12 protein-coding genes are annotated in these 12,472 nt (G+C 75.0%); 5 read left to right on the top strand and 7 right to left on the bottom strand.

Going from position 1 to position 12,472, the window contains the following annotated elements; translation table 11 throughout:
- Window positions 1-32 precede the first annotated feature (32 nt).
- Complete coding sequence (locus tag ACWGE1_RS17750; RefSeq protein ID WP_453421417.1) at window positions 33-1,853, bottom strand: GNAT family N-acetyltransferase; 1,821 nt, start codon at window positions 1,851-1,853, stop codon at window positions 33-35.
- A gap of 95 nt (window positions 1,854-1,948) precedes the next feature.
- On the opposite strand from ACWGE1_RS17750, the gene ACWGE1_RS17755 reads away from it, so the two are divergent.
- The gene (locus tag ACWGE1_RS17755; protein WP_453421418.1) at window positions 1,949-2,371 is read left to right on the top strand and encodes a DUF350 domain-containing protein; all 423 of its coding nucleotides are present in this window, start codon (window positions 1,949-1,951) and stop codon (window positions 2,369-2,371) included.
- An 83-nt stretch (window positions 2,372-2,454) separates the two neighbouring features.
- Here the strand turns inward: ACWGE1_RS17755 and ACWGE1_RS17760 are convergent, their stop codons facing one another.
- On the bottom strand, window positions 2,455-3,684 hold the full coding sequence (locus ACWGE1_RS17760; RefSeq protein WP_453421419.1) for an acyltransferase family protein: 1,230 nt from the start codon (window positions 3,682-3,684) through the stop codon (window positions 2,455-2,457).
- Window positions 3,681-3,998 (bottom strand): hypothetical protein, encoded by a 318-nt coding sequence (locus ACWGE1_RS17765; RefSeq protein WP_453421420.1) that lies wholly within the window; start codon window positions 3,996-3,998, stop codon window positions 3,681-3,683. Before ACWGE1_RS17765 ends, ACWGE1_RS17760 begins: the two co-directional genes overlap by 4 nt.
- A gap of 285 nt (window positions 3,999-4,283) precedes the next feature.
- On the opposite strand from ACWGE1_RS17765, the gene ACWGE1_RS17770 reads away from it, so the two are divergent.
- Complete coding sequence (locus ACWGE1_RS17770) at window positions 4,284-5,441, top strand: calcium-binding protein (protein ID WP_453421421.1); 1,158 nt, start codon at window positions 4,284-4,286, stop codon at window positions 5,439-5,441.
- Window positions 5,442-5,498: 57 nt separating this feature from the next.
- Here ACWGE1_RS17770 and ACWGE1_RS17775 read toward each other — a convergent pair whose 3' ends face one another.
- Together ACWGE1_RS17775 and ACWGE1_RS17780 are read right to left on the bottom strand one after the other, a co-directional pair.
- Entirely contained in the window at window positions 5,499-6,179 is a 681-nt protein-coding gene (locus ACWGE1_RS17775; RefSeq protein ID WP_453421422.1) for a response regulator, read from the bottom strand.
- Window positions 6,176-7,534, bottom strand: coding sequence for a sensor histidine kinase (locus ACWGE1_RS17780; protein ID WP_453421423.1), 1,359 nt, complete (start codon window positions 7,532-7,534; stop codon window positions 6,176-6,178). The genes ACWGE1_RS17775 and ACWGE1_RS17780 overlap by 4 nt, the downstream gene beginning before the upstream one ends.
- Before the next feature lie 240 nt (window positions 7,535-7,774).
- Here ACWGE1_RS17780 and ACWGE1_RS17785 point away from each other — a divergent pair, with 240 nt between their 5' ends.
- From ACWGE1_RS17785 to ACWGE1_RS17795, 3 genes are all read left to right on the top strand, one after another.
- Window positions 7,775-8,722: an AEC family transporter gene (locus tag ACWGE1_RS17785; protein ID WP_453421424.1), complete on the top strand. Its 948-nt coding sequence runs from the start codon at window positions 7,775-7,777 to the stop codon at window positions 8,720-8,722.
- The gene (locus ACWGE1_RS17790; RefSeq protein WP_453421425.1) at window positions 8,719-9,261 is read left to right on the top strand and encodes an HXXEE domain-containing protein; all 543 of its coding nucleotides are present in this window, start codon (window positions 8,719-8,721) and stop codon (window positions 9,259-9,261) included. The genes ACWGE1_RS17785 and ACWGE1_RS17790 overlap by 4 nt, the downstream gene beginning before the upstream one ends.
- A 91-nt stretch (window positions 9,262-9,352) precedes the next feature.
- Complete coding sequence (locus ACWGE1_RS17795; RefSeq protein ID WP_453421426.1) at window positions 9,353-9,784, top strand: hypothetical protein; 432 nt, start codon at window positions 9,353-9,355, stop codon at window positions 9,782-9,784.
- On the opposite strand, the gene ACWGE1_RS17800 is transcribed toward ACWGE1_RS17795, so the two are convergent.
- Both ACWGE1_RS17800 and ACWGE1_RS17805 read right to left on the bottom strand, forming a co-directional pair.
- The gene (locus ACWGE1_RS17800; RefSeq protein ID WP_453421427.1) at window positions 9,699-10,901 is read right to left on the bottom strand and encodes a trypsin-like serine peptidase; all 1,203 of its coding nucleotides are present in this window, start codon (window positions 10,899-10,901) and stop codon (window positions 9,699-9,701) included. The two genes, ACWGE1_RS17795 and ACWGE1_RS17800, sit on opposite strands and share 86 nt — an antisense overlap.
- 12 nt (window positions 10,902-10,913) lie before the next feature.
- On the bottom strand, window positions 10,914-12,431 hold the full coding sequence (locus ACWGE1_RS17805; RefSeq protein WP_453421428.1) for an FAD-binding oxidoreductase: 1,518 nt from the start codon (window positions 12,429-12,431) through the stop codon (window positions 10,914-10,916).
- Window positions 12,432-12,472: the final 41 nt, after the last annotated feature.

The following is a 12,472-nucleotide window of genomic DNA, read 5'->3' on the forward strand; positions in this document are numbered from 1 at the left end:
CCGTCCACCCGCCGGGGCGTCGCGGACACGTCCTACGCGGTCTCCGGCGGGCCGAACATCGCCCCGACGGCGAGGGCCTCGGCCCGCACCAGTGCCTCGGCCGCGTCCAGCACCTCCTCGCTGCGCGCGGCCACCAGCACCCCCACCCAGGGCGCGGGGTCGAAGGCCCCCGTCGGGATCGCGGGGACGAACACCGCCCCGAGGTCCGCGCAGCCCCGTGCCAGCACCGCCCACAACTCGTCCAGCTGCGCCTCGGGCAGCCGCGCGCCCAGCTCCACCCGGTCGGCGATCCGTACGAGGTGGCCCGCGCCCCGCAGCACGTCGAGCCGGGCCGCCACCATGAAGGCGATCGCCGGCCCGGTCAGCCGCAGGTTCGTCTCGGTCGGCGCGAGCCGGCCCTCCCCGTCCGCGACGAAGTCCACGTCGAACCAGCCCCGGTAGCCCGAATCCGCGAGCTCCCGGCCCACCGCCGCCCCGAAGGCCATGAGGGGTTTCTCCGCCCACCCCGGCACCACCCCCGGCCCCACCGTGGCGCCCCGGTAACAGCCGTCCGCCACGTCCATCACCGCCCCGCCCACGTCGTGCACGCGGCCCGCATCGTCGACGAACCCGTCGTAGGTCAGATCCCGCGGGCCCCCGGCCTCGCCCACCCCCTCGTCCGTGCCCTCCTGCGCCGGACGGCCGACGAACTCCTCGACCAGCAGCGGCCCGCGCGGCAGCCGCCGCAGCACGGCCCGCGCTCCGCCCGCGGCGCGGACCTGTGCGGGGGTGACCACCGTGGTGCCCGAACCCCCGACACCATGCTCCGATTTCAGAACGGTGCTCTCGCCCGCCCTGGTCCGGGCCGCCAGCATCCGGGCCGCCGTCCACCGCCCGCCGGCCCGCCACTGCCCGGGGAGCCGGATGCCCGGATGACCGCCGTCCGCCAGGATCCGCCCGAAGAGCCCGTGCGCCGCGGACTTCGACTCGTATCGCAGCTCATCGGCCCGCCACGGCCGGCCCGCCAGCCGGGCGAACGACCGGGTGCGCCCCCACGGTACGAGCGGCAGCCCGGCCCCCGTCAGCAGCGCGGCCAGCGCCGGCCGGGCCCGTACGGCGTCGGCGAGGCCGGGACCCCGGTCCACCAGGCCGTCGTACACCTCGACGCCGGTCCAGCCCAGCCCGCGGCAGACCAGCTCGGTCCAGCCCCGCGGCACCGGCCGCGGCAGCACGAGCGCGGCGGGGTGGGGGCTGTAGAAGGCGGCCAGGCAGGCGTAGTGGTGTGCGGGCCGCTGCTCCTGGTCCAGGGTGGCATCGGCGAACTGCGCGTTGAACTCGCCGACATTGCCCAGGTGCACGGCCCGCCCGCCGCCGGTCCAGGCCCGCGCCCAGTCGGCGAGCGGGGCGGGAGCCACCTCGAAGCGGACCAGGGACGGGCCATCGCCGTCCCCGCCCCCTCTTCCGTGGCCGTCCGGCGCGGCCGGCACCGCCCCCATCGCCCGGTAGAACCCGGCCGCATGCGGATCGGAGTCGATCACCAGTCGGCGCACGCCCAGCTCCACGGCCCGCCGCAGCACCTCCCGGTACAGCAGCCGGCCCACGCCCTGCCCGATGGCCGACGGCTCCACGAACAGCAGCCCCAGCACCGCCGCCGGGCCGCCGGCCCCCTCCAGCGAGGCGACCCCGAGCACCTCCCCCCGCCCGTTCTCGGCCACGAGGACGCGGCGGGCCGTCACGTCCTCGGCCCGGATCCGCAGTTCCTCCGCGCACGCGGCCAGGAAGTTCGCGCCGTACCCCCAGTGCGCCTTGGACCGCATCACCAGCCCGGTCAGGTCCTCCGCCTCGGCCGGCCGCGCGGCCCTGACCTTTACCATCTGCTGACCTCCCCATGGTCCGCGTCAAGGCCGTGCGATAGATTCGGCCTCCCCACGGCACATACTTTCCCACCCACGCGGAGACAGGCTTCTCAATGAGCGACATCATCAACGGACTTGGCCGCACCAGCGCCTACGGCGCCCTCGGTCTGGTCCTGCTGATCCTCGGCATCGTCCTCGTGGACGTGCTGACGCCCGGGAAGCTTCCCAAGCAGATCTGGGAGGAGCGCAACCGCAACGCGGCCCTCTTCCTCAGCTCCGCGCTTCTCGGCATCGGCGGCATCGTCTTCACCTCGATCTGGACCACCTACGACGACTTCGGCAAGGGCCTGCTGTCGACCGCCGCCTTCGGCCTGCTCGGCCTGATCCTGATGGCGGTGGCCTTCCTGGTGCTCGACCTGGTCACCCCGGGCAAGCTCGGCGCCATCGTCGTCGACCCGCAGCCCCACCCGGCGGTCTGGGTCTCCTCCGCCTGCAACCTCGCCGTCGCCGCGATCGTCGCCGCCTCGATCGCCTGACGCGGGAGCACCCGTACGCGTCAAGAGCGCCGCTCCGTCAGGGGAGCGGCGCTCTCGTCGTACGCGGCGGCGGCCGGAGGCGCTCAGGCGAGACCCAGCGCGAACACCGCGAACCCCGCCGCCAGCAGCCCGGCCACGGTCCGGCGCAGTGCGCCCGCCCGGTGCCCTCGGGGCGGCGGGCTCTCGAACCGCCGCGCGTGGCGGGCGATGCCCACGAACAGCGCCGCGAACACGGGCATCCACGCCAGCCGCGCCGCCACCCAGCCCGGGCCGTCCGGCGCCGCCGTGAGGCCGGCCAGCTCACCCACGAACGAGCCGGGCACGGCCGCGGCCAGCATGGCCGTCTGGTGCCAGCACAGGATCGTCATCGCCGACAGGTTGATCACGACCACCGGAGCCCACAGGGCGGGCCGGGCCAGCAGCTTCGCCAGCCGGTCGCGCAGCAGCCTCCCCGCACCCGCCCGGGCCGCGGCCAGGGCCAGTACCAGCAGCGACGGCGGGTGCGAGTTGGTCCGGGACGCGCCCGGCACGCCCACCATCGACGCCGGGTAGTGGAAGACGGCGAGCAGCGCCGCGAACAGCAGCGCCCCGCCGGCCAGCAGCAGCCAGGCCCCGCGCCGCCCGATCCGCCGCTCGGCCCACGAGACACCGAGCTGGTACGCGAACAGCCAGCCCGGCAGGATGTTCACCAGGGACAGCCAGGAGGGCACGGAGTCGGCGAACGGCCCGTAGCGCAGGAAGTCCACCACGGCGACCGAGCCGAGCAGCGGGGCGGCCGCCCAGCCGCCGAGGCGCCGCGCCGCCCGCACGCAGTACGGGGTGAGCGCGGTGACCACCACGTACACCCCGACGAACCACAGCGGCTGGATCACCAGCTTCGCCCCGGTCCGCAGCGACGCCTCCGGCACCCCGGCCGCGTACAGCACGGGCGCGGCCAGGGCCCACACCGCGGTCACCCCCAGCACCGGCCGCCCCAGCCGGACGATCCGGCCCTTCAGCCAGGCGCCCGTCGAACCGGTGCGGCGCCCGAAGGAGAGCGCCGAGGCGTAACCGCCGACGAGGAAGAAGATGCCGAGCATCTGGAGCACCCAGCTCGCCGGGGCCAGTGCGCCGAGGGCCGTCAGCGGACTGGCGTTGTGCAGGCCGCCGTCGGGGTCGAGGGTGAAGCCGCCGAGCAGCCAGTGCCCGGTGGGCACGGCCAGCAGCGCCAGGGCGCGCAGCCCGTCGATCGCGCGGTCGCGGTCGGCGGGGGTCTGCCGGGCGATCCGCTCGGCGGCCCTCCGCAGCGGGGCCGGGGTGGTGAGGGCGCTCATCGGGCCTCTCCCTTCGCGATCGAGGCGAACGCCGTCAGGGAGTCCAGGTTTCCCACCACCAGCGGGTGGGACCGTACGAGCCTGCGGCGCGCCGCGTCGTCCGACCCGGCGAAGAAGGCGGCCACCTCGCGCGGCTCCGCGGTCGCCGGATCGGGCAGCGACCGGCCGGACGCCGAATCGGCCCGCCAGGCGTCGGTCCCCGGCGGCGGGCCGGTGACCGCCGTCCGGCTGTCGCCCGACGCCCATCCGGCGGTCCCCCCGACGACGGCCACCGCCAGTGCGGCCGCGGCCGGCGTCCTTCCGAAGCGGCGCATGCCCCTTCTCCTCTCCTCGTGACGAGGTGGAAGGTAGGTAGGGGGTACCGGCGTGTACGTCGGACCGTGGAGCCAAGTCGGATGTCATACCCCGGTAGGGGGTGGAGGAGACGGCGCCGTTCCGGGCCCTGCCCGCGCGCGCCGCCCGCAGGCCCCGTGCTTGCTCCATGGGTGCGATCCGCGTCAGCCGTCTGCCCGAGCGCTTCCGTGTGTCGGCGCGGCCGGGGCCCACCACGGCTCATTGTGGTGATGGTCCGACTAATTGCGGCAAAGGGAGTACCGACGATGCCCCACTGGGAACACCAGCGCGCCCCCGAACCGGGACGGCGCGCGCGCCGGGTCGCCGCCACCGGTTTCGCCTGCGCCCTGGCCGCCGGGTCCGTCGTCCTCCTCGGGACCACGAATGTCAGCGCACGGGCCGTGACCTGCTTCGGCGTCCCCGCCACCCTCGTCGTGGCGACCCCCGGCGCGACCACCGACGGCACCCCCGGCAATGATGTGATCGTCGGTACCGCAGGTCCGGACACGATCCACGGCGGGGGCGGCAACGACCTCATCTGCGGGCTGGCCGGCGACGACATCCTCATCGGCGGGCTCGGCAACGACCAGATCGACGCCTCCGCGGGCACCGACCAGCTGCGCGGCGACGGCTTCAGCCCGACCGGCGACGCCACGGGCGGCGGCAACGACCGGCTCCTCGGCGGTGACGGGGACGATCAGTTCACCGGCGACAGTTACGCACCCGGGGGCACCGCCACCGGTGGCGGGAACGACCAGATCGTCGGCGGCCCCGGCAACGACCGGATGACGGGCGACAGCCGGGGGCTGAGCGCGGTGGGCGGCGGCAACGACCGGATCGACGGCGGCCCCGGCGACGACTCCCTGCTCGGAGACTCCGGCGCGTTCTCCGGCAATGCCGCGGGAGCCGGGAGCGACGTACTGCTCGGAGGGCCCGGCGCCGAGTCCATGACCGGGGACAGCGAAGCCGCGCAGAACGCGATCGGCAACGGCGGCAACGACCTGCTGGACCTGGGACCGGACGGTGGGGTGTACGCCATCGGGGACCACGCCGTCACCAACCCGGCGGGAGGGCTCGCGATCGGCGCCGGGAACGACCGGATCATCGGCGGCGCCTCCGACGAGTTCCTCGTCGGGGACAGCGGCCCGGCCGACGCGACCCGGACCGCCGCGGGCGACGACACGATCACCGGCGGCGCCGGGAACGACCGCATCCTCGGCGACAACGTCGATGCCTCCGGCACGGCCAGCGCGGGAACCGCGGGAGGCAGCGACTTCCTCGACGGCGGCGACGGCATCGACACCCTCAAGGCGGGCCCCGCCACCGACTTCCTCAACGGCGGACCGGACGCCCCGGACGCCTGCGACGGCGAGGGCGGTACCGACTTCACCGCGGGATGCGAGACGCTGGCGAACGTGCCGTAGCCCAACCGGCCGGAAGCGGCCCGGAACCGGCGGGAACCGACGCGGAAGCGGCCCGGCTCAGCCGGAGTCGCCCGGCCGCACCAGACCCGCCTCGTACGCGAAGATCACGGCCTGGGCCCGGTCCCGCAGGTCGAGCTTGGCCAGCACCCGCCCGATGTGCGTCTTCACCGTCTGCTCCGCCAGCACCAGATGCCCCGCGATCTCCTGGTTCGACAGCCCGCGCGCGATCAGCTCCAACACCTCGGTCTCGCGCGGGGTGAGCCCCTTCAACCGCAGCGCGGGATCCCTGCGCGGTGCCCGGCGCTGCTGGACGAAGTCCGCGATCAGCCGCCGGGTCACCGAGGGCGCCAGCAGCGCCTCGCCCGAGGCGACGACCCGGACCGCCGCGATCAGATCGGCCGGCGGGGCGTCCTTGAGCAGGAAACCGGAGGCTCCGGCGCGCAGCGCCTCGTACACGTAGTCGTCGATGTCGAAGGTGGTCAGCATCAGCACCTTCGGCCGGTGCACCACGCCCGGCGGGGGATCGAGGATCTCCCGGGCAGCCGTGAGCCCGTCCATCTCCGGCATCCGTACGTCCATCAGCACCACGTCCGGGTGCGTGGAGCGGGACACCTGCACCCCCTGCCGTCCGTCGGGGGCCTCGCCCACCACATCGATGTCGGCCTGCGCCGACAGCAGGGCGGCGAACCCGGCCCGCACCATGGCCTGGTCGTCGACGATGATCACGCGGATGGTCAACCGGATTCCTCAGCAGGGTCGTTCAACGGCAGTCGGGCGGCGACCCGGAAGCCGCCGTCGGGCAGCGGGCCGGTGTCGAGCGTCCCGCCGGTCAACCGTACGCGCTCGCGCATCCCCACGAGACCGTGCCCCGTGCCCGAACCCTCCAGCTCCACCACGGCGTCCCGGGCCGGGCCGTTGACCACGAGGACGAGGACCTCGTCCTCGTCCACGGTCACCGAGACCCGGGTGGGCGCGCCGGGCGCGTGCCGGACCACATTGGCCAGGGCCTCCTGCACGATCCGGTACGCCGACAGGTCCACCGCGGGCGGCGCCGCACCGGCCGCCCCGGCCGCCAGCGACAACTCCACCGGCTGCCCGGCCCGTACGGTCGCCTCCACCAGCTGCTGGAGCCGGTCGATCCCCGGCTGCGGGGTCCGCTCGCCGTCGGCGCCGTTCGCCCCGCCCGCCCCGTCGCCGCGCAGCACGGTCAGCAGTCGCCGCATCTCGCCGAGCGACTCCCGCGCGCTCGCCGCGATCGCCGCGAACTCCTCCCGTACCGGCTCCGACATCCCCGGCACCCGGTACGGCGCCGAATCGGCCTGCACGGTGATCACCGACATGTGGTGGGCCACCACGTCGTGCAACTCGCGTGCGATCCGGGCCCGTTCCTCCAGCAGGGTCCGCCGGGCCCGCTCCGCCTCGCTGATGCTCTCCTGTTCGGCGACCCGCTGCTGCGCGTCGCCCAGCCCGCGCAGCGCGCCCGTCAGCACCAGCACCACCGCGCTCAGCACGAAGAGCAGAGCGGAGGTGTTGGTGACGCCCGCGGGCTGGGAGAAGCCGAGCACCATCCCGACGGCGCCGGTCGCCAGCCACACCCCGACCAGGGTCCGGATGGACTCGCGCAGTCCCAGGCAGGCCATCAGCAGCAGGTAGCCCACGATGGTCATCGGCGGCCACGGCCAGGCGTGCCCCGCCACGTCGTCGGCCCCCAGCAGCAACACCGCGCCGGCGGTGTGCGAGGCCAGGACGATGACCCAGGCGGGCAGCGGCCGGGTCACCGCGAGGAGCAGCGGGACGGTCTGCGCCACCCCCATCGCCCCCGCCCAGCCGCCGGGCATCCCGTAGTCCTCGGTCAGCACGGTGATGGTGACGGGCAGCAGCGTGATGACGAAGACACCGGCCACGACGAACGGCAGCGCCCGCTGCCACCGCTTGGGGGCCTGCCCGAGCAGCGGCTGCGCCGGCCCTGCGGGCGTGCGCAGCACCAGGGCGAGCTGACCCAGCGCGCCGGGCACCCGTGGACCGGCCTCCGGGGTGGTACGGACGCGTTCGCGGGTCCGGCTGCGCAGCCGGGTACGGGCTCTGTCGCTCATGATCGGACCACCCTATGCGCCGCCGGTCCCCGCGACGGCCCAGGGCCCGTCTTGCCGATCAGGCCGGGCCCGGCCTGCCCGGCACGGCACCTCTCCGCGTTGTCGAAACGCGCGAGTACGGCCAAGTACGAGCTGCGTTCCTCCGCCTTGCGATGCACCGCACCGGACAACCCGGGCCGACCGACCTGATCGACAGGACGGGCCCTAAGCTGCTGGCCTGTCGATCATGGGGGAGCAGGTATGGGTGGCGCGGCCGCACTGGAGAATCTGGTGCCGGTGCTGCTGGCGTTCGGCGGCGGGGTGCTGCTCGCCCGCCGGAAGATCGTTCCGGCCGAGGCATCCAAGGTCTTCTCCGACTACGCCTTCCTCTTCGCCGTCCCCTGCTACCTCTTCGGCAACATCTACGCCAGCGACCTCGGGGCGCTGTTCAACTGGCGGGCGATTGGCGGCTATGCCGGAGCCGCGGCCCTCGCCGTCCTGGCAGTGGCCGCGGCGGCGGTCGCCCACGGCCTGCGCGAGCCCCGCGAGGTGGCCCTGCGCGTGATGGCGGGAGTCCAGGTGAACACCGCGTACTTCGCGGTGCCCGTCTTCATCACCGTGTTCGGGACGGCGGCGCCGATCTTCCCGATCCTGCTGTTCCAGGTCTGCGTCCTGTCCCTGGTCGTCATCGCCCTCATGGAGCTGGGCCGTCCCGGGCCCGCGGCCGGCGGCCCGGGCCGCCGCCTCTCCCGCGCCGTCGGCGCCTCGCTCGCCACCCCACTGGTGCTCGCCTGCAATGCGGGGATCCTGCTCAACCTGCTCTCGGTACGGGTCCCGGCCGTGGTCCTGGACGGCGCCGCGTTCGTCGGGGACAGCGCCTCCCCGGTCGCCCTGTTCGCCCTCGGCCTCCACCTCGGCGGCCTCGGCCTCGACCTGCGGGGCACCACGCGCGAGGAACTCGCCCTCATCGGCTTCAAGTGCCTGGCCTTCCCGCTGCTCACCTGGGCGGTGTGCGGGCTGCTCGTCGGCGTACGGGGCGAGTGGCTGGCGTACCTCGTCCTGATCGCGGCGATGCCGACCCCGCAGAACCTGTTCATCTTCGCCCAGCGCTACGACGTGGGCGTCGACCTCTCCGCGTCGGTCGTGATCAAGAGTTCGCTCGTGTCGCTCCTGCTGCTGCCCCTGTGGCTGCAGACTGTTGCCTCATGAACGCATCTTCGATACCCGGCAGTTCCGTCACTCTCGGGCTGTTCGCCGCCTGGGCGTTGCACGACCTGGAGGAAGTGGCCACGGTGGAGCGCTGGTCCCGCACCCGGGTCCCCGTCCTGCGCGAGCGCCACCCCCGCGTGCCCGAACCGGTCTGGCGGCGCCTGGAAGGTGTGGACGGCCGCGAGTTCGTCGCCGCGGTCGGCGTGATGGCCCTCGTCGTCGGAGCCGCCGCCCTCGAGGGGCACCGCACCGGCGGACGCTCGGCCTTCTACCAGGCATCCCTGAACGGATTCGGCCTGCACGGACTCGTCCACATCGCGCAGGCCGCCTCGACCCGGGGCTACACCCCGGGGGTGGTCACCTCGCCGTTGCTCGTGGTCCCCTTCACCCTGTGGGCGCGCGGCCGGCTGCGGCGCGCCGGAGTGCTGCGGCCCACGCGCCCGCGCGACATCGTCCGGGGACTGGCACTGGCGGGGGCGGCCACCGTGGCCTCGCACGCCGTCGCCCGGCGGATCCGCCGGGCCGCGTCCGCGCGGTAGCGCCGGGCCATCGCCGCGTGGGGCCGGGGCTCGCCTCGTACCCCGGGGACGCCCGCTCGTACCCCGGGCGGCATCGGCTCGTTGACCCGGCATGGAACTGCCGACCATCGCGGCGCCGGGTGTCGGGGAACGGGCCGACGCCGTGGCCGATGCCGCCTGCCATCTCTACGACACCATCGCCCCCTGGGGCCCCGGCGCACCCGGGGGGTGGAGCCGGACCGCGGCGGAGGACGCCGCCGAGGCGATCGAGACCACCGCGCACGCCCTCGCATCCGTCGACCCGGGCGCCCAGGTCGTCCTCGCGCCCGTCCACGCGGCCCTCGCCGACCTGCGCCGCCGCCTCGGGCTCGCGCCCGCCGACGCGCTGACCGGCGACGGGGTGCCGGCGACCCCGCGTACGGTCGGCAATCCGCGCCGGACCCGCTGGGTGCGGGTGCTCACCGGGCCGCCTTCACCCCGGCAACCGCCCTCGTCCCGGCAACCGCTTTCGCCCCGGCAACCGCCTTCTCGTACAACTTCCTGATGTCCGCGCCGAAGTAGGAGCTGTAGGAGGTGTCGGTCTTGTCCCCGCCCGTCTTCCAGCCGCCGATCACCCCCACCACGTCACCGGTTCCGGTGCGCGCGTCGTAGCGGGTCAGGAACGGGCCGCCGCTGGTCCCGCCGGGATAGCCGGTGCAGTCGATCCGCAGGAACGACCCCGGGATCCGGGCGTCGGCACTGGTGAACTTCGTCGTCCGGTTGGCGCACAGGCGCGGCCGGGCGGCGGAGGCCGGATAGCCGATCAGGGTGACCCGGGCGTGCGCGTAACCGGCGCCGGTCACCAGCCGGTTCCCGCCGACCACCGCCTCCACCGGGAAGCCGCGGGCGTCCGGCCCCACCTGGGCGAAGGCCACGTCGAGGGTGGCCGCGCGGTCGACACCCTGGGACCGGTAGCGCGGGTCGATCCAGATCCTGGAGCGGCCGCCCGCGTCCCGCAGGACCGGGAACATGCCGTACGGCTGCGGTTTGGCCTTCGTGTACTTCGGCACGAAGGCCACTTGCTGTGTGTCGGAACCGAGCAGGCAGTGCGCCGCGGTGAGCACGAGATTGCGGCCGGGGGAGGAGACCACGCTCGCGGAGCAGAAGTAGGAGCCGCCGCCCTTGACGAGGAACATCCGGCCGGCGACCGGGACGCCGTCGAAGTTCTGCCCGATGCCGGGGGTGAGGGCCGGCAGCCGCGGAACGACCGGGGGCGCCGGGGCCGGAAGCGGCGCCGGAGCCGATGGCGTGCGCGTGGGCGCGGGAAGGGGCTTGGGCGTGGGAGTGGGCGTGGGCGTCGCACTCGGCAACGGCAACGGCGTCGGTGGCGGTGTGGTGGCCGGCACCGGCGGGGCCGGGGTCGAATCCGGCGTGGCGCCTTGAACCGGTTCGGGCAGCACGGGCGGCTGCGGCGGCACGGGATCCACGAGCTCGGGAGGCACGGGCGGCAACGGGGCGGCGGAGGCCATGCGTTCGGCGGTCCAGAAGGACTGGGCCTCGCGCGCCGACCAGCGGCCGACGGCCACCGGGGCGGCCGCGCTCCCGGCCTCGGCCACCGGCAGCGCCCCTCCGGGTACCAGCAGGGCGGCCGTCACCGCGGCCATCGTCAACGTACGTCGCATGCCGGACACTCCCTAAACGGCCTGGGGGAAACGGAAGAGCCGGTCCGGGTCGTAGGCACGCCGGACCTCCTGCAGGCGGGCGAGGTTCGGGCCGTAGTAGGCCTCGCGCCAGCCGGTGAGCTTCGGGTCGGTGTAGTTCTGGTAGGCGCGTCCGCTCGCCCAGGGGCGCAGGTCCTGCCAGAGCCCGTCGAGCCAGCCCTGGTGCCGGGCCACCTCGGCGGCCGGTGCGGAATCGGGCCAGTAGGCGAGGTACTGGGCGAGGAAGGCGCTGTCGCGGTGCACGAAGGCGGTGCTGCCGGGCGCCACCCGGTTCACGGCGCCGCCGCACACCCCGTCGAACTGCACCACGCCCAGACCTCCCCGGGCGACACTCGTCCCGTACCGCCGCACGGCGTCCAGGACCGCGCCGATCGCCGCGTCCGGCAGTCCGCCGCCCGCCCAGAAATCGGACCGGGCGGCATACGAGTCCCGGCCGAGCCGCCCCTGCGGATCCCGGCCGGGCAGGGCGCCCGGCAGCCGGCACTGTGCGGGGCTCAGCTCCGCGCAGCCGGACATGGCCCGGACGGTGTCCTCGTGGCTGCGTACGGTGATCCAGCTGTCCCGCGGCGCCCCGCCGACCAGGTCCGACAGCCGGGTGAGCTGCGCCTCCAGCTCGTGCCGCCCGTCGAGGCACACCACCCGCACCGCCGGCGCCCCGGCCCCCGCCCCGGATCCGGCCCCGACGGTGAATTCCACCTGGCTCCAGAACGGGTCCGGCAGCCCGGCCAGCCAGTGCTGCCAGCCGCGCAGCACCGCCGCGGAATCCCCGGCGGGCCAGTGGAGTTCGGCGAAGGCGCAGTCGCCGACCGGGTGCGCCGCGAAGCGGAACTCGGTGACGACGCCGAAGTTGCCGCCCCCACCGCCGCGCAGGGCCCAGAAGAGCTCCGGCTCCCGGTCGGCGGAGACCTCGCGGACGATCCCGTCGGGCGTGACCACCCGGGCCCCGGTGAGCCGGTCGGCGGTGGTGCCGTGGGCGCGGGAGGCCAGGCCGAGGCCGCCGCCGAGGGTGAGCCCGGCGATGCCGACGGAGGGACACAGCCCGGTCGGGACGGACCGCCCCCGCCCGGCGAGGGCCGCGTGCACGTTCCCGAGCCGGGCCCCCGCGCCGATCCGTACGCCGTCGCCCTCGACCGTCACCGCCGCCATGGCCGAGGTGTCGACGACCAGCCCGGCGGAGCGGGTGGACCAGCCGGCGTAGCTGTGCCCGCCGCCGCGCGGGACCACGGGCACGGCCGAGCGGCGGGCGAAGTCCAGGCAGACGGCCACGTCCGCAGCGTGCGCGGGATAGGCCACCGCGGCCGGGGCGACGGCGTCGTAGCGCGGCTGGAACAGCCGGCGGGCCTCGGCGTAGTCCCGGTCCCCGGGGAGCACCACGCGCCCGTCGATCCCGCGGCCCAGGGCGCCGTAGTCCGGGGTCCGGGACGCCGCTCCGACGCCGGTGAGGACCGCCGCGGCAGCGCTGCCGAGGAGTTGGCGGCGATTGAGGCTCATACCTCCTTCCTGCCACCGCCCGGGCCGATAGCCGTGCAGGC

It is taken from the genome of Streptomyces sp. NPDC054932 (assembly GCF_053610205.1).